This is a genomic window from Hylemonella gracilis ATCC 19624 (assembly GCF_000211835.1).
In the GTDB taxonomy this organism is placed as follows: Bacteria; Pseudomonadota; Gammaproteobacteria; order Burkholderiales; family Burkholderiaceae_C; genus Hylemonella; species Hylemonella gracilis.
In genome coordinates this window covers 51,808-66,913 of sequence record NZ_AEGR01000093.1, presented here as the reverse complement: position 1 = coordinate 66,913, position 15,106 = coordinate 51,808, and the positions used below count along the sequence as shown (strand labels likewise).

At 61.1% G+C, this 15,106-nt stretch carries 16 protein-coding genes and 1 pseudogene; 13 read left to right on the top strand and 4 right to left on the bottom strand.

Going from position 1 to position 15,106, the window contains the following annotated elements; genetic code table 11:
- The first annotated feature begins 178 nt into the window (after positions 1 to 178).
- From rpmH to mnmE, 5 genes are all read left to right on the top strand, one after another.
- A complete protein-coding gene (gene rpmH / locus HGR_RS14370) occupies positions 179 to 313 on the top strand; it encodes a 50S ribosomal protein L34 (RefSeq protein ID WP_006299042.1) in 135 nt (44 codons plus the stop codon).
- Positions 252 to 755, top strand: coding sequence for a ribonuclease P protein component (locus tag HGR_RS14365; RefSeq protein WP_237701423.1), 504 nt, complete (start codon positions 252 to 254; stop codon positions 753 to 755). The genes rpmH and HGR_RS14365 overlap by 62 nt, the downstream gene beginning before the upstream one ends.
- Before the next feature lie 20 nt (positions 756 to 775).
- A complete protein-coding gene (gene yidD / locus HGR_RS17105) occupies positions 776 to 1,036 on the top strand; it encodes a membrane protein insertion efficiency factor YidD (RefSeq protein WP_406564788.1) in 261 nt (86 codons plus the stop codon).
- Positions 1,033 to 2,748, top strand: a complete 1,716-nt coding sequence (gene yidC / locus HGR_RS14360; protein WP_006299039.1) for a membrane protein insertase YidC — start codon at positions 1,033 to 1,035, stop codon at positions 2,746 to 2,748. Before yidD ends, yidC begins: the two co-directional genes overlap by 4 nt.
- 117 nt (positions 2,749 to 2,865) lie before the next feature.
- A complete protein-coding gene (gene mnmE / locus HGR_RS14355) occupies positions 2,866 to 4,224 on the top strand; it encodes a tRNA uridine-5-carboxymethylaminomethyl(34) synthesis GTPase MnmE (RefSeq protein ID WP_006299038.1) in 1,359 nt (452 codons plus the stop codon).
- Positions 4,225 to 4,271: 47 nt separating this feature from the next.
- Here the strand turns inward: mnmE and HGR_RS14350 are convergent, their stop codons facing one another.
- On the bottom strand, positions 4,272 to 4,817 hold the full coding sequence (locus HGR_RS14350) for an adenine phosphoribosyltransferase (RefSeq protein ID WP_006299037.1): 546 nt from the start codon (positions 4,815 to 4,817) through the stop codon (positions 4,272 to 4,274).
- 71 nt (positions 4,818 to 4,888) lie between these two features.
- On the opposite strand from HGR_RS14350, the gene HGR_RS14345 reads away from it, so the two are divergent.
- Genes HGR_RS14345 through lptC form a run of 3 tightly spaced genes read left to right on the top strand, consistent with a single transcriptional unit; the run spans position 4,889 to position 7,121 of the window.
- Positions 4,889 to 5,875: a KpsF/GutQ family sugar-phosphate isomerase gene (locus tag HGR_RS14345; protein ID WP_006299036.1), complete on the top strand. Its 987-nt coding sequence runs from the start codon at positions 4,889 to 4,891 to the stop codon at positions 5,873 to 5,875.
- A complete protein-coding gene (locus HGR_RS14340) occupies positions 5,872 to 6,432 on the top strand; it encodes a KdsC family phosphatase (protein WP_039853729.1) in 561 nt (186 codons plus the stop codon). Before HGR_RS14345 ends, HGR_RS14340 begins: the two co-directional genes overlap by 4 nt.
- The gene (lptC, locus tag HGR_RS14335; protein WP_006299034.1) at positions 6,432 to 7,121 is read left to right on the top strand and encodes an LPS export ABC transporter periplasmic protein LptC; all 690 of its coding nucleotides are present in this window, start codon (positions 6,432 to 6,434) and stop codon (positions 7,119 to 7,121) included. Before HGR_RS14340 ends, lptC begins: the two co-directional genes overlap by 1 nt.
- Before the next feature lie 109 nt (positions 7,122 to 7,230).
- On the opposite strand, the pseudogene HGR_RS14330 reads toward lptC, so the two are convergent.
- A pseudogene (locus HGR_RS14330) lies at positions 7,231 to 7,633 on the bottom strand (RNA recognition motif domain-containing protein).
- 549 nt (positions 7,634 to 8,182) lie between these two features.
- Between HGR_RS14330 and metX the strand changes: the two are divergent.
- The 5 genes from metX to HGR_RS14305 all read left to right on the top strand — a co-directional run bounded on the left by metX (position 8,183) and on the right by HGR_RS14305 (position 13,172).
- Complete coding sequence (gene metX / locus HGR_RS14325; protein ID WP_039853726.1) at positions 8,183 to 9,328, top strand: homoserine O-succinyltransferase MetX; 1,146 nt, start codon at positions 8,183 to 8,185, stop codon at positions 9,326 to 9,328.
- On the top strand, positions 9,325 to 9,906 hold the full coding sequence (gene metW / locus HGR_RS14320) for a methionine biosynthesis protein MetW (protein WP_006299031.1): 582 nt from the start codon (positions 9,325 to 9,327) through the stop codon (positions 9,904 to 9,906). Before metX ends, metW begins: the two co-directional genes overlap by 4 nt.
- Before the next feature lie 141 nt (positions 9,907 to 10,047).
- Positions 10,048 to 10,689: a maleylacetoacetate isomerase gene (maiA, locus tag HGR_RS14315; RefSeq protein ID WP_006299030.1), complete on the top strand. Its 642-nt coding sequence runs from the start codon at positions 10,048 to 10,050 to the stop codon at positions 10,687 to 10,689.
- Between the two features lie 114 nt (positions 10,690 to 10,803).
- Positions 10,804 to 12,321 carry a M20 family metallopeptidase gene (locus HGR_RS14310; protein ID WP_006299029.1) on the top strand — a complete coding sequence of 506 codons (1,518 nt, stop codon included), beginning with the start codon at positions 10,804 to 10,806 and terminating at the stop codon, positions 12,319 to 12,321.
- Positions 12,318 to 13,172: an alpha/beta hydrolase gene (locus HGR_RS14305; RefSeq protein WP_039853725.1), complete on the top strand. Its 855-nt coding sequence runs from the start codon at positions 12,318 to 12,320 to the stop codon at positions 13,170 to 13,172. Before HGR_RS14310 ends, HGR_RS14305 begins: the two co-directional genes overlap by 4 nt.
- Here the strand turns inward: HGR_RS14305 and HGR_RS14300 are convergent.
- The gene (locus HGR_RS14300; RefSeq protein ID WP_006299027.1) at positions 13,165 to 13,911 is read right to left on the bottom strand and encodes a 16S rRNA (uracil(1498)-N(3))-methyltransferase; all 747 of its coding nucleotides are present in this window, start codon (positions 13,909 to 13,911) and stop codon (positions 13,165 to 13,167) included. The two genes, HGR_RS14305 and HGR_RS14300, sit on opposite strands and share 8 nt — an antisense overlap.
- A 46-nt stretch (positions 13,912 to 13,957) precedes the next feature.
- A complete protein-coding gene (locus HGR_RS14295; protein ID WP_039853724.1) occupies positions 13,958 to 15,082 on the bottom strand; it encodes an aminoglycoside phosphotransferase family protein in 1,125 nt (374 codons plus the stop codon).
- Between the last annotated feature and the right edge of the window lie 24 nt (positions 15,083 to 15,106).

The following is a 15,106-nucleotide window of genomic DNA, read 5'->3' as shown; positions in this document are numbered from 1 at the left end:
ATATGTGGCATGAACTAAGGATGGAGATTGTACCTTGTCAATAATTTATCCACACCATCTGCCCAGCCGCCAGGTTCCGCCATGCCGCTGGCCGCGGTGAGATGGAGGTGCTGACCGTCTCATTGTCGGGAATGCATTTTTTTGGGATAATCCAAGGTTTCCCCAAGGTAGACATTCCATGAAACGCACATACCAACCCTCCAAGATCCGCCGCGCCCGCACCCACGGTTTTCTGGTTCGCATGAAGACGCGTGGCGGCCGCGCCGTCATCAACGCGCGGCGCGCCAAGGGCCGCAAGCGCTTGGCTGTCTGAGTCGCGCCTCTCATTGAAAGCGCGTCGGCTGCGGGCTCAGCCTCAATTTGAGGCTCTGCGCTCCAGCCCGCCCTTGGCACGCACGGAGCATTTCGTCTTGCATGGCTTGGCCTTGCAAACCCCGGTTGGACAAATACCTGTGCAAGTGCCTGTCTTGTTCCCCGGCGAAGGGCCTTGGCTTGGCGCTGTCACGCCCAAGCGTTGGGCCAAAAGGGCTGTCACTCGCAATCTCATCAGGCGTCAGATTTTTGGCGTGGGCGAGGAACACGTGCATGCCCTGCGCACGATGATGCCGCAATCAGTGTTTCTGGTGCGCTTGAAGATGGCCTACGGTGCGGATCAGTTTCGCAGTGCCGCGTCAGCCCTGTTGCGCGACGCCGTGCGTACGGAACTTCAACGTCTCTTCACGCGGGCAGCGGGCATGAGCAAAGGCAGAACTTGATGTTGCGCTGGCCTGCCCGCATGCTGATGGCCCTCGTTCAAGGGTATCGCTATTTTTTGAGCCCCTGGCTAGGCTCGGCGTGCCGATTTGAGCCGACCTGCTCACGATACGCCCTGCAAGCCCTGGACGCGCATGGGGCGGTTGCCGGCAGTGCGCTGACCGTGGCGCGTCTGTTGCGCTGTCATCCTTGGTGCGCTGGCGGACACGATCCTGTTCCCGAGCAAAAGCCGCGTTTATTCACAGGCTTGTTGAAATCCCTTTCGGAAAAGAAAACGACATGAACGACATCCGCCGCACCATCCTCTGGGTGATTTTCGGCTTCTCCATAGTTCTGCTTTGGGACCAATGGCAGATTCACAACGGACGTCCGGCAACGTTCTTCCCTTCACCGACCGCCGCCGTGGCCAAGCCTGTCGCGCCAGCCGAACAGACCCCGGTCTCAGCCCAGAATCCAGAAGTGCCCCAGGCGCGACAGCTTGCGACAACGGGGGTTGACGGGGGTGTGGCAGCCATCCAGGCAGCAGCGCAGGCCGTTTCTTCCCTGCCCCGTGAGCGTGTGACGGTCTCGACCGACGTCCTGAAGCTGACTTTCGACACGGAAGGCGGTTCATTGGTGCGTTCAGAATTTCTGCGCCATCACGAGTCCCATGACGTGCAAACGCCGGTTGTCCTTTTCGACGAAAGCAAGGATCGGGTCTACTTGTCCCAGACGGGTCTGATCGGCGGTGCGGATCTGCCGACCCACAAGACCGTGATGAAACTGGTCAGCAGCGAGCGTGAACTCAGGGATGGAGCAGACACGCTGAAGGTCCAATTCGAATCACCTGTTTCCGGTGGCGTTCAACTTCTCAAGACTTACACGCTTCAGCGAGGCAGCTATGCCGTGGATGTGAAGCATGAAGTGCGCAATGTGGGTCAGGAATCCGTCACGCCCCAGGTCTACTTGCAATTGGTCCGCGACGGCAACAAGATTCCCGGTGGTTCCTCGTTCTATTCCACCTTCACGGGCCCGGCGGTCTATACCGAGGCCAAGAAGTACCACAAGGTCGATTTCGGCGACATCGAAAAAGGCAAGGCTGATTTCGACAAGGAATCGACCAACGGCTACGTTGCCATGGTCCAGCACTACTTCGCCAGCGCCTGGCTGTTGGCTGATGGTGTGCAACGTGAAATCTTCGTGCGCAAGGTCAGCAACAACCTGTATGCGGTGGGCATGATCGCACCGCTGCAGGCGCTTGCGCCGGGCGCCACGCGCGTGCTCGACGCGCGGCTCTTTGTCGGCCCGCAGGAAGAAAAGCAGCTGGAGGCCTTGGCCCCAGGCCTGGAGTTGGTCAAGGACTATGGCTGGCTGACCATCTTGGCCAAGCCTTTGTACTGGCTGCTCGACAAACTGCACGACCTCTTGCACAACTGGGGCTGGTCCATTGTGGCCTTGGTGGTCTTGCTCAAGATCGCTTTCTATTGGCTGAACGCCAAGGCGTATGCCAGCATGGCCAAGATGAAGGCCATCGCGCCGCGCATCACCGAGATGCGCGATCGCCTCAAGGACAAGCCGCAGCAGATGCAGCAGGAGATGATGCGCATCTACCGCGACGAGAAGGTCAATCCGCTGGGCGGCTGCCTGCCCATCATGATCCAGATCCCCGTGTTCATCGCGCTGTACTGGGTGCTTCTGTCCAGCGTCGAGATGCGCAACGCGCCCTGGATACTTTGGATCAAGGACCTCTCGACCCAAGACCCGTACTACATCCTGCCGCTGCTGATGACGCTGACCACCATGCTGCAGACGGCCCTGAATCCTGCGCCGCCGGACCCCATGCAGGCCAAGCTGATGTGGATCATGCCCCTGGTCTTCAGCGTGATGTTCTTCTTCTTCCCGGCTGGTCTGGTGCTCTACTGGGTGACCAACAACGTGTTGTCGATTGCCCAGCAATGGGTCATCAACAAACGCATGGGTGTGCCGCCCCAGTTCAATCTGCCGAAGTTCAGATAAACCCCGCGGGCGTCAAACGGCGCCCCTGTGTCAACGCAGGTGCCGACTCAATTCACAGGGGTCTGCGGATGCCACGAGATGGATCCGAAGTGCTCGGATGAGTGGTCAAATCGGATCATGTTGGCGCGCCATCACGAACCCATCGTCGCAATTGCCACCGCACCCGGGCGTGGTGCGGTGGGCATCGTGCGAGCGAGCGGACGCGATCTGACCACGCTCGTTCACGCAGTTTGCGGCAAGGCTTTGATGCCGCGCCATGCGACCTATCTGCCCTTGCGCGATGCCCGAGGTGAGGCCATCGACCATGGCTTGGCGATCCACTTTCCCGCACCCCACTCCTACACGGGCGAGGAGGTGCTTGAGTTGCAGGTGCATGGTGGCCCGGTGGTCCTGCAACTGCTGTTGGCGCGGTGCCTGGAGGCTTTGCCTGGTTCGCGGATCGCCCTGCCCGGCGAATTCACACAGCGGGCGTTCCTCAACGGCAAACTGGACTTGGCCCAGGCCGAGGCGGTTGCGGACCTCATCGACGCCAGCACCGAGGCCGCTGCCCGCAGCGCGGGCCGTTCCTTGGAAGGTGCTTTCTCGCGCGAGATCGCTCAGTTGCGCGAAGCCCTGGTGCATCTGCGCATGCTCGTCGAGGCGACGCTGGATTTTCCCGAGGAGGACATCGACTTTCTGCGCCAGGCCGACGCGCAAGGACAGCTCTCACGACTGCAGGTGCAATTGCAGGTCATTTTGCGGCAGGCGCAGCAAGGCAGTCTGCTGCGTGAGGGCATCAAAGTCGTGATCGCGGGACAGCCGAATGCTGGCAAGAGCTCGCTGCTCAATGCCCTGGCTGGCGCCGAACTGGCGATCGTCACGCCCATTGCCGGAACCACACGTGACGTGGTTCAGCAAACCATCCAGATTGAGGGCGTGCCCCTGCATGTGGTGGACACGGCAGGGTTGAGGGAGAGCCAAGACGAGGTGGAACGCATCGGCATCGAACGTGCCTGGGCGCAGATTGCGTCTGCGGATGCCGTCCTTTTCCTGCATGACTTGACGCGCCAAATACAGGCGGACTACTTGGCGTCGGACGAAGCCCTGGCTCAGCGCCTGCCTTCAGATGTGCCCGTCATCCACATTTGGAACAAGCACGACCAGGCTCCAGAAGCCGTGAACAGGCCGGGTATTTCCCTTTCCGCCAAGACTGGCGCGGGATTGGACTTGCTGCGACAAGCCTTGTTGCGCACGGTGGGCTGGCAAAGTGCGCCCGAAGGCCTGTTCCTGGCGCGGGAGCGGCATGTACAGGCTTTGCGCAGCGTGAGCCGGCATCTGCAAGCTGCCGAGTGCCATCTGGATGAGAAGGCCTTGGCCCTCGATCTTCTGGCAGAGGAGTTGCGCTTGGCGCAGAATGCGCTCAACGAGATCACTGGAGAATTCACCAGCGATGATCTGCTCGGGGTGATCTTCTCCCGCTTCTGCATCGGCAAATGAACCCAGGCCGTCGCTTCGACCCGGGGATGCGCGACAACGGCGCGCGATCAGTGCCCCGAGAAATCCACCAAGGTGAATAAGGCAAGCCCGCCTTCGCGCAGCCGACGTGACCCCTGAAGCTCAGGCAGGTCCACGATGGCAGCGCCTTCCATCACCTGCGCACCTAGTTTTTCAAGCAAACGCTTGCCTGCCATCATGGTGCCTCCCGTGGCGATCAGGTCGTCGACCAGCAACACACGGTCGCCTGGGCGCACGGCGTCCGTGTGCAATTCGACGGTCGCGCTACCGTATTCCAGCTCGTAGGTTTCTTCAACCGTGGTGAAGGGCAGCTTGCCTTTCTTGCGGATCGGCACGAAGCCCACGCCCAACTCATAGGCCAGCACGGAACCGATGATGAAACCACGCGCATCCAGTCCAGCCACCACGTCTGGACGGAGATGCTTGTCCATGTAGCGGTGGACGAATGTGTCGATGAGAACGCGAAATACCTTCGGATCCTGCAAAAGCGGCGTGATGTCCCGAAACTGCACGCCGGGTGCGGGCCAATCGGGCACGGTGCGGATGTGGGAGCGGAGGTAGGCGGAGGAGTCCATGGCGGGATTATCGGTGCATGCTGGCGGGACTTGCGATGGCGATCTGGCCGACGGTGCCGGATAATCCAGGGATGAACTCCAAAACATTCGATTCCTCACGAACGTTGACCATCGCCCGGGAAGCGCTGGACATAGAGGCCCAAGCGGTTGCTGCGTTGGCGACGCGCTTGGATGCGCGTTTCACAGCCGCCGTGCAATGCGTACTTGTCAGCAGCGGCCGTGTCGTGGTCATGGGCATGGGCAAGAGCGGCCATGTCGGTCGTAAGATCGCCGCCACGTTGGCGTCCACGGGAACCCCTGCCATGTTCGTTCATCCAGCGGAGGCCAGCCACGGCGATCTGGGCATGATCACCTTGAAAGACGTGGTGCTTGGGATAAGCAACAGCGGTGAAAGCGAAGAGCTCACGGTGCTCTTGCCCTTGATCAAGCGCATGGGTGTGCCCTTGATCGCCATGACGGGACGGGCAACTTCCAGCTTGGCTCGACACGCGGATCACCTGCTGGACACCTCGGTCGAGAAAGAAGCCTGCCCGCACAACTTGGCACCTACGGCCAGCACAACCGCTCAGTTGGCCATGGGGGATGCGCTCGCAATGGCCTTGCTGGATGCGCGCGGGTTCAAGGCAGAAGACTTTGCGCGTTCCCACCCCGGTGGTGCGCTGGGACGCAAACTGTTGACGATGGTCAGCGACATCATGCGCAGTGAAGACGTGGTGCCCAAGGTGCCGCTGGATGCCGACCTGATGACATTGATGCGAGAAATCAGCGTCAAGGGGTTGGGCGCTGGCGCCATCGTGGATCAAGATAACCGCCCGGTGGGAGTCTTCACGGACGGAGATTTGCGTCGCCTCATCGAAAAAGGCGGGGAAATCCGGCACGCGAAGATTCGCGACGTGATGCATGCCAATCCGCGCACCATTTCACGCGAGGCCCTGGCAGTCGAAGCCGCCAAGCTGATGGAGCAGCAAAAAATCACGAGTGTGTTTGTTGTGGACGAAGCAGGCAGACTTTGTGGTGCCCTCAATGCCAACGATTTGATGCGGGCGAAAGTCATATGAGCCAACGAGCAGTGCGTGCGACCCTGTCCTTTCCGCCAGAGCTGTTGTTGCAAGCGCAGAATATCAAGGTGGCATTTTTTGACGTTGATGGCGTGCTCACGGACGGGGGGCTGTATTTCGGCGAATCGGGTGAATCGCTCAAGCGGTTCCACACCCTTGATGGTCACGGGATGAAGCTGTTGCAGCGTGCCGGCATCACGCCCGCCGTCATCACCGGGCGCGACAGTCCGGCCTTGCGTGTCCGACTCAAAGCCCTAGGAATCACCCATGTGCATTACGGCACGGAAGACAAGCGGCCAGCGGCGGAACACACCTTGCACACCCTGGGTTTGAACTGGAGCCAAGCTGCAGCCATAGGCGACGATTGGCCCGACCTGCCCGTGCTGGCTCGCAGCGCACTTGCTTGCGCTCCGGGCAATGCGCATGCCGAAGTTCTGGCGTGCGCACACCATGTCACTCGGGCTGCCGGTGGTGCCGGTGCGGCGCGTGAGTTTTGCGACCTGCTTCTGATCGGCAGTGGCAAGTACGGGCAGTTGTTGGAAGAGGCCGTGCAGTGATGCAAAAGGGAGTGGGCCGCTTGTTGCGCCAGGGCTGGGACCGCATCACGATTTACCTGCCCATGCTGCTCATGCTTTTGCTTGCCTTGGGCACCTACTGGCTGATGCGCAGCTCCTCCTTGTTCTCCAGCCCGCGCGTCGAGAAAGAAGTCCGACGCGATCCCGACTATGAAATGAAGCGCTTTTCCGTCAAGACCTTTGACCAGGAAGGCCGTCTGAAAAGCGAGATTTATGGGGATCAAGGTTGGCACTACCCCTACAACGACATGCTTGAAATCAGCAGTGTTCAGATGCGCAGCTACAACATCGAGCGCGGTTATTTCACCGTAGCAACTGCCACGCGCGCGATCACCACCTCAAAGGCAACCGAAGTGGAGCTGATCGGCAAAGCGCACGTCTTGAGACCTGCCGTGGTCGATAAACAAGGTCGTGCCTTGCCCAGCGTGAGCTTTAAAAGTGAGTACCTGCACGCTTTCCTGGAAGAGGAGCGTGTGCTCTCCAACGTACCGGTGGTGCTGATGCATGGCGAGAGCCGCATCGAGGCACAGAGCTTGAATTTCACTAATTACGATCAGGTGATCGAACTTCGTGGCCGTGTACGCGGCATCTTGCTGCCTCGCGGGGCAGTATCTGACATTCAGGTCCTGCCGTCGTCCTCTGCGGAGTCCATCCAACGGCCGCTTCAATGAATGACAAAAAGGCCCACGGGAAAACCCAAGGGCCTTTTTGAGAACAATCGCAAAGAGCAGACATCTTGATTCGGCTCAGCAAGGCCGGACCAAGATCTACCCGCAGTGCTCAGTAGCTACGACGCCCGCCGCCGCCGTTGCCGCCACGCGGGTTGCCATAGGTGGCTGCGAAAGCCACCGTCGCCCCCACCGTCACCGCCGTAGCCACCACCGCCGCCTTCACGGCGCGGACCGCCGAAGCCACCGCTACGCGGAGGGCGCGGCTCCATCGGACGAGCCTCATTCACGACCACGTTGCGACCGCTCAGGGGTTGACCATTCAGGCCATTGATGGCGGCCTGAGCTTCGGCATCGCTGCCCATTTCGACAAAGCCGAAGCCTTTGGAACGTCCGGTGTCACGTTCCATCATGACTTTGGCACTGGTGACCGCACCGAACTGGCCAAAGGCCTGTTCAAGATCGTTATCACGAATCGAATAGGCCAAATTGCCCACGTAAAGTTTGTTGCCCATCTAGGGACTCCTCAAAAACCGATGACAAGCGATGGGGTCCCTGAAACGCAAGCAATTCGTGAGTCGATGCGAATTCGGCAGACTACCGCAATCCTGTGTTGAGCTGCTTAGGTAAACCTCCCTCACCCACACTTTCTTATTATTAACTTGGAATCACCAGCGCGGCAAGAAAACCAGGCCTAGGAGAAACCATAAAGCGTTAAAAGTTTGTGTTTCCATGGTAAAGAAACGACGTCGGCACGCAAAAAGCACGTATTCCTGACCGCGACAGATGCGGTCCGTATACCAACTCGCACGGCTTTTCCGGCTGCTGGCCAACTGCCAATGCGTGCCCCCCGCCCACTCCACTTCTTGGTCCGTTTGACTGCAGGTTTGAGTGCCACAAAGTTGCATATACTTGACCTAGCGCCGATTTGATCCCGATTGCGGGCGCTGGAGCTGCACCTTAAGTTGCAGATTCCAAAGTTCAGCTAAAGAAGGGGCTTTCTGCGCGCAGGAACCCGGCCAGGCTGAATGCTGCGCCGGGTTTTTTGTTTTCCGATGCTTTCGATGCTGATCGCCCAGCCCCAGACCATGTATTTCGAAGCCCCTCTGACAACTCAGAGTGGTGCCAGCATCCGTGGCTATAGCCTCACCTATGAAACCTATGGCAGGCTCAACGCCGACAGATCCAATGCGGTCTTGATTTGCCATGCGCTCAATGCGTCCCACCACGTTGCTGGCGTTTACGCGGGTCAGCCCGGGACGGAGGGATGGTGGGACAACATGATTGGCCCTGGCAAGCCCGTTGACACCGACAAGTTCTATGTGATCGGAGTCAACAATCTCGGATCCTGCTTCGGCTCCACTGGGCCCATGCACGTGAATCCCGACACGGGCAAGGTTTACGGCGCGGACTTTCCGGTCGTGACGGTCGAAGACTGGGTGAATGCACAAGCCCGTCTCCTCGACAAGTTGGGCATTGGCCAACTGGCCGCGGTCATGGGTGGCAGCCTAGGTGGCATGCAGGCGTTGAGCTGGACTTTGCAGTATCCAGAGCGCATGCGGTATGCCGTGGTGATCGCGAGCGCGCCCAATCTGAACGCCGAGAACATCGCCTTCAACGAAGTGGCGCGCCGGGCCATCGTGACGGATCCGGACTTCCATGGCGGTCATTTCTATGAACATGGCGTGATACCCAAGCGGGGTTTGCGGATCGCCCGCATGATTGGCCACATCACCTACCTGAGTGACGATGTGATGAACGAAAAGTTTGGCCGAGAGCTGCGCGGTGCGGTGGATGGCGCGGTCAGGTCGGGCTACCAGTACAGCACCCAGGACATCGAATTTCAGATCGAAAGCTATTTGCGTTACCAGGGCGACAAATTCAGCGACTACTTTGACGCCAATACCTACCTCCTGATCACGAGGGCATTGGACTATTTCGACCCAGCGCGCCAGCATGGAGGTGACCTGACCGCGGCCCTGGCCACCGCACGCTGCAAATTCCTGTTGGTCAGCTTCTCAACCGACTGGCGCTTTTCGCCCGAGCGCAGTCGGGAGATTGTCAAGGGATTGCTCGACAACCGGCGCGATGTGAGTTACGCCGAAATCGACGCACCCCACGGCCACGATGCCTTTTTGCTGGACGATCCGCGTTACCTGGGGGTCGTGCGGTCCTACTTCAACAACATGGCGCGGGAGCCGCGGACATGAGCGACACGCGCATGCTGGAAGCAATAGCCAGCTTGGTACCCCATGGATCCAGGGTGCTGGATCTGGGATGTGGAGATGGCGCCCTGCTCGCCCATTTGCAAGCGGAGCGAGGCTGCACGGGTTACGGCGTGGAGTTGGACGATGCCAACGTGCAGGCTTGCGTCCAACGTGGCGTCAACGTCATCCAGTTGAACCTGGACCAGGGCCTGTCGATGTTTGGGGACCGGAGCTTCGACGTGGTGTTGCAGATCGACACCCTGCAGCATCTGCGCAATGCCGAGACCGTTTTGCAGGAGACGGCACGCGTCGGGCGCACCGGCATCGTGGCATTCCCCAATTTTGCCCACTGGCCGAACCGTCTGAGCGTATTGGCTGGACGCATGCCAGTGACCCGCCGCCTGCCTTACCAGTGGTACGACACACCGAATATCCGTGTCGGCACATTGACCGACCTGGAGGTCCTGGCGCATCGCAATGGACTACACATTCAGGACAGCTTCGGCCTGCACCTGGGCAAAGTGGTGCGCCGCTGGCCGAACTTGCGCGCCAGCACGGCAGTACTCAAGTTCTCGCGCTAAACCATTTCATTCGTGAACTTGCGCTGGGCGCGTACATCAGCGCGTTGTTGCGTTTTCAGTCTCCATGAGGGAATCTTGTCTGCATCAGCGGACTGGCGACAATGCGCAGATCGAAAAGAGTAGTGAAAGGCGCTTGCACCCATGAAGCTGTACAACTTTTTCCGCAGTGGCACCTCGCACCGTCTGCGCATCGCGCTGCACCTCAAGGGCTTGGACACCGAGTATGTGGCCCTGGACTTGCGCAAGGAGGAGCATCTACAGGCTGACTTCAAGGCCATCAATCCGCAGCAGCTGGTGCCTGCCCTGGCGTTGAGGGATGGAACGGTGCTCATCCAGTCGCCCGCCATCATCGAATGGCTGGAGGAGCGCCACCCCAACCCAGCCCTGTTGCCGCGCGACCCGGACGCACGTGCGCACGTGCGGGCCCTGGCGTCCATCGTGGCCTGCGACATTCATCCGATCAATAACCGCCGCATCCTGGAGTATCTGCGGAAGAACTTCTCAGCCGACTCCGACACCGTCAATGCCTGGTGTGGAACCTGGATCAGCGCCGGGTTTGACGCCATCGAAACGCTGTTGGCCGCCGACCGGCAGCGTGGGGATTTTTGTCACGGCAACACGCCTGGACTGGCGGATGTGTACCTCATACCGCAGGTCGAAAGTGCACGCCGCTTCAAGGTGGACCTGACACGCTGGCCGTTGATCAGCGCGGTCGACGCTGCCTGTGCACAGCTGCAGGCCTTCCGCCACGCCGCGCCCTCGGCGCAGCCAGACGCAGGCTGAACTGGAAGCCTGGCCGGCGCCGCCTCCATCGCATGACCGAGTGTCTTCCATCGCCTTGCGCAGCGGCGTAGGATGGCGGTGTCTCATCCAGAAGCATTTCGGGAGCCTGCCGCCATGAACGCCCCACTCTCCGCCACCGAACGCAACGCTTTCATTCCAGCCCAGGCACTCCAAGACATCCACCAAGTTTGGGACCGTGAAATCCTGCCGCAACTGCGGGACTACATCGCTATTCCGGCGAAGTCCCCCATGTTCGACCCACGATGGGCCGAACATGGCCACATTGACGCCGTGGTGAGCAACGCGGCCGCGTGGGTGGAAGCGCAGAAGATCCAGGGTCTGAAATTGGAGATTCTGCGGCTTGAGGGCCGCACCCCTGTGCTGTTCTTCGAGGTGCCCGCCAGTGGTGGAGGACAAGAAACGCTTCAAAGCCAGGAGCGGTCGCAGCGCACGGTGCTGATGTACGGACACCTGGACAAGCAGCCCGAATTCAATGGCTGGCGCAATGACCTTGGCCCCTGGACGCCCAAGTACGAGGACGGCAAGTTGTATGGCCGTGGCGGCGCAGACGACGGCTACGCTGTCTACGCCAGCATCGCGGCCATCGCCTCGCTCAAGAACCAAAAGCTGTCGCACCCGCGCATCGTTGGGTTGATCGAAACCTGCGAGGAAAGCGGTTCTTTTGATCTCTTGCCGTACGTGGATGCGCTCCGTGGCTCGGGAGGCATGGGCAAAGACCGACTGGGCGACGTGGGACTGGTGGTCTGCCTGGACAGCGGCGCTGGCAATTATGAGCAACTCTGGCTGACGACCAGCCTGCGCGGCATGGCCAGCGGCACGCTCAAGGTGGAGATCCTCACCGAGGGTGTGCATTCGGGCGACGCCAGCGGGGTGGTGCCGTCGAGCTTTCGCATCCTGCGCCATGTGCTGGACCGGCTAGAAGACAGCGCCACTGGCCGCCTGCTGCCGGCCCGCCTGCATTGCGAGGTGCCGGCCGAGCGGCTGGCCCAGGCCCGCGCCACGGCGGCCATCCTGGGTGAGGACCTCTACAAGCGTTTTCCGTGGGTGCACTACGACTGCGAGGGCGACACCCGTTTCTCGCTGCCCATGACCACCGATCCCGTGCAGGCGCTGCTCAACCGCACCTGGATGCCCACTTTGAGTGTCACGGGCGCCGAAGGATTACCAGACCTGCAAAACGCGGGCAATGTGCTGAGGCCCTCCACCGCGTTCAAGCTGTCTTTGCGCCTGCCGCCACTGGTGGACGCGGCGGCGGCCGTGCAGGAGGTCAAGGCCCTGCTGGAGGACAACGCCCCCTACCAGGCCCGTGTGACCTTTGAGGGCACGGGCTCGGCCACGGGCTGGAACGCGCCAGAAACCGCGCCGTGGTTCGGCCAGGCGCTGGATGCGGCCTCGCGCAACTTCTATGGGGCACCGTGCGGTTTCATTGGTCAGGGCGGGACGATACCGTTGATGAACATGTTGTCGCGTGGGTTTCCCCAGGCCCAAATGATGGTGTGTGGCGTGCTCGGTCCCAAAAGCAATGCCCACGGGCCGAATGAGTTCCTTCACGTGCCTTATGCGCAGCGGTTGACCGCGGCGGTCGCCCAAGTGATCGCACACATGCCATGACCAATACCATGGATCAAAGCACGTACACGACGGCTGATCACCAGAAGCTGGCCATTCGCGACTGGCCTCTTGATCCGGGAGCACGTCCTCGAGGCGTGGTGCTGATGGTTCACGGCCTGGGCGAGCACAGCGGGCGGTACGAGGAAATGGCCCGGCGGCTGCATGTGCAGAACTTCATCGTGCGGGCCTACGATCACTTCGGGCACGGCCATTCCAGCGGCGTGCGGGGTGGACTGCCTTCGCGTCGGCGTCTTGTGGATGACTTGGCCCACATCGTGAATTTCACGCGCCGTACCGTGGGTCAGGGCTTGCCTCTGATACTGCTGGGCCACAGCATGGGAGGTCTGGTGGCGGCCCACGCCGTGGCTTTGAACCGCGTGCGCATTGACGGCCTGGTTCTGTCCTCGCCTGCGCTGGACGCCGGATTGAGCCTTGGACGACGCCTTGTGCTGGCTTTCCTTCCCGCAATCGCGCCGCATCTGCGCGTGCGCAATGGACTGGACGCGAATTGGCTGTCGCACGATCCTGAGGTGATCAAGGCGTACCAGCATGACCCTCTGGTGCATGACCGCATTTCCGCTCGGCTGGCGCGCTACATCGCGGATGCCGGTCCTCGGGTCGTCAAGGCGGCACGACATTGGCACACCCCGACCCTGCTGCTGTACGCCGGACAAGACAAGCTGGTCAATCCGGCGGGTAGTGCGGCGTTCGCGCGCGCGGCCCCGCAGGGCGAGCCCAAGCTGGTCGAGTCACACTGCTACGCCCAGCACTACCACGAGATCTTCAACGAGCTGCACCGCGAGTCGGTCTACCGGCAGCTGGCGCAATGGCTGGATCAGCGATTCAGCTAAGTCCTTGAAGCGTCAACACCGCCAGGGCCGCCAGCGGTGCGGTCTCCGCGCGCAGCGTGCGTTGCCCTAGACTGACGGGCTGAAAGCCTGCTGCGCGCGCGGCCTGTTCCTCGGTCGGACTGAGGCCGCCCTCGGGGCCGGACAGCAACAGCACCGAGCCGGTGCTGCCCCTGGACGCGAGAACCTGGCTGATGGGCACGCAGTCGTCGTCCAGGGACAGTACAAAACGCCGCTGAACTTCGGGTGGACTCCAAGCCGCAACATCCTGCAAGGGCCGCACGGCGTGCACGGGCGGCAGGCGATTGCGGCCGCATTGCTCACAAGCCGCGATGGCGATGCCTTGCCAGTGCAACTGCTTCTTCAGGGCACGCTCACCGCTGAGCCGCAGCACGCTGCGTTCGGTTTGGAGGGGCTGGATGCTGGCCACCCCGAGTTCCACGGCTTTTTCCACCAGCCAGTCCATGCGTTCGTTCGCGGGCATGCCAACCGCCAGATGGACGTCCAGTGGCGCTTCGCGCTCGACGGCGTGGTGGTGGTCCACACGGACGGTGACGCTGGCCCGCCCCATGCGCAAAACGGTTGCGGTCCACTCGCCGCTTCGGCCGTTGAACAGCGTGAGGGTATCGCCGGGTTGCAGGCGCAGCACCTGCACATGGCGCGCGGTTTCCGGTGGGAGTTCGACCTCGCCACCGGCGCGCAGCACCGACGACGGCTCTTCGGGGCAGTGAAAGCGTGGCATCCGGAAAGATTGCGCAAAAACGCGGGTTAGCCCTGGATGAGTGGGATCAGACGCGGCCGAAAGCGTAGCCGCTGGCCTCGCTGATGCCTTCAACCTCGTCCACCAGGCGCAACAAGGGTTTGAGTTCCGAATAACGTGCACACGTGGCGCGGATGTAGGCGATGAAGCGTGGCGCATCGGCAAGGTACTTGGGCTTGCCATCGCGCAAAGTCAGTCGCGCAAAGATGCCCGCGATCTTCAAATGGCGTTGCAGTCCCATCCACTCCACGGCGCGGAAGAACTCCCCGAAGTCTTCGTGCACGGGCAAGCCGGCCTGACGCGCTGCTTGCCAGTACCGGACCGTGATGTCGATCACGAAATCCTCATCCCAGCTGAGAAAAGCATCGCGCATGAGACTGGCGATGTCGTACGTGATGGGGCCATAGACAGCATCCTGGAAATCCAACACCCCGAGACGCTCCTCTGGCGGCTGCTCTGAAGCAGGCTGGTCCGGATGCCCGGGGATCATCAGGTTGCGCGGCATGAAGTCGCGATGCACGTAGACCGAGGGGCTGGCCAGGTTGCGCTCGATGATCAAGCTGAACATCTCATCCAGGGTTTTGCGCAATTTGCCCTCCACCGTGATGCCACGATGTCGGGCCAGATACCAGTCTGGGAATAGTTCCAGTTCGCGCCGCAGCAAGGCCGCGTCGTAAGCGGGCAGCACGCCGGGTCGCGAAGCCTGCTGCCAGCGCACCAAAGCGTCGACGGCTTTGCGATAGAGGGGCAAATTGGCCTGGGCTTGATCAGGTTGGATCACCTGCATCATGGTGCGCGCGCCCAGGTCGGTCAGCAGCATGAATCCTTGGGCTTCATCCCAGTCCAAGACGCGGGGTGCGAGCAGCCCGGCCTCCGACATCAGTGCGGCAATCTGGACAAAAGGCGCGCAGTTCTCCTTGTCGGGTGGCGCGTCCATGATGATGCGGCTGGCCTGGTCCGTGGTGTCAACACGGAAGTAGCGGCGGAAGCTGGCGTCGGCCGACGCCATGCGCAAGCTCGCAACCTGCAGTCGCTGAGGGCTGGCCAAGCTGTTCAACCAGCTTGTAAAAGCCGCTGCGCGACCAGGATCGGCCCACTCAATATCGGAATTTGCGGGGGGAATGGGGGTAGGACGCAAAGCGGGAGAGCTCATGGATAATTCAGGCCGGTTCATTCT

Excerpts from the sequence above, each read along its gene's own strand:
- rpmH (WP_006299042.1), top strand. The coding sequence starts at position 179 with ATGAAACGCACATACCAACCCTCCAAGATCCGCCGCGCCCGCACCCAC.
- yidD (WP_406564788.1), top strand. The coding sequence starts at position 776 with ATGCTGATGGCCCTCGTTCAAGGGTATCGCTATTTTTTGAGCCCCTGG.
- yidC (WP_006299039.1), top strand. The coding sequence starts at position 1,033 with ATGAACGACATCCGCCGCACCATCCTCTGGGTGATTTTCGGCTTCTCC.
- mnmE (WP_006299038.1), top strand. The coding sequence starts at position 2,866 with ATGTTGGCGCGCCATCACGAACCCATCGTCGCAATTGCCACCGCACCC.
- HGR_RS14350 (WP_006299037.1), bottom strand. The coding sequence starts at position 4,817 with ATGGACTCCTCCGCCTACCTCCGCTCCCACATCCGCACCGTGCCCGAT.
- HGR_RS14345 (WP_006299036.1), top strand. The coding sequence starts at position 4,889 with ATGAACTCCAAAACATTCGATTCCTCACGAACGTTGACCATCGCCCGG.
- HGR_RS14340 (WP_039853729.1), top strand. The coding sequence starts at position 5,872 with ATGAGCCAACGAGCAGTGCGTGCGACCCTGTCCTTTCCGCCAGAGCTG.
- lptC (WP_006299034.1), top strand. The coding sequence starts at position 6,432 with ATGCAAAAGGGAGTGGGCCGCTTGTTGCGCCAGGGCTGGGACCGCATC.
- metX (WP_039853726.1), top strand. The coding sequence starts at position 8,183 with ATGCTGATCGCCCAGCCCCAGACCATGTATTTCGAAGCCCCTCTGACA.
- metW (WP_006299031.1), top strand. The coding sequence starts at position 9,325 with ATGAGCGACACGCGCATGCTGGAAGCAATAGCCAGCTTGGTACCCCAT.
- maiA (WP_006299030.1), top strand. The coding sequence starts at position 10,048 with ATGAAGCTGTACAACTTTTTCCGCAGTGGCACCTCGCACCGTCTGCGC.
- HGR_RS14310 (WP_006299029.1), top strand. The coding sequence starts at position 10,804 with ATGAACGCCCCACTCTCCGCCACCGAACGCAACGCTTTCATTCCAGCC.
- HGR_RS14305 (WP_039853725.1), top strand. The coding sequence starts at position 12,318 with ATGACCAATACCATGGATCAAAGCACGTACACGACGGCTGATCACCAG.
- HGR_RS14300 (WP_006299027.1), bottom strand. The coding sequence starts at position 13,911 with ATGCCACGCTTTCACTGCCCCGAAGAGCCGTCGTCGGTGCTGCGCGCC.
- HGR_RS14295 (WP_039853724.1), bottom strand. The coding sequence starts at position 15,082 with ATGAGCTCTCCCGCTTTGCGTCCTACCCCCATTCCCCCCGCAAATTCC.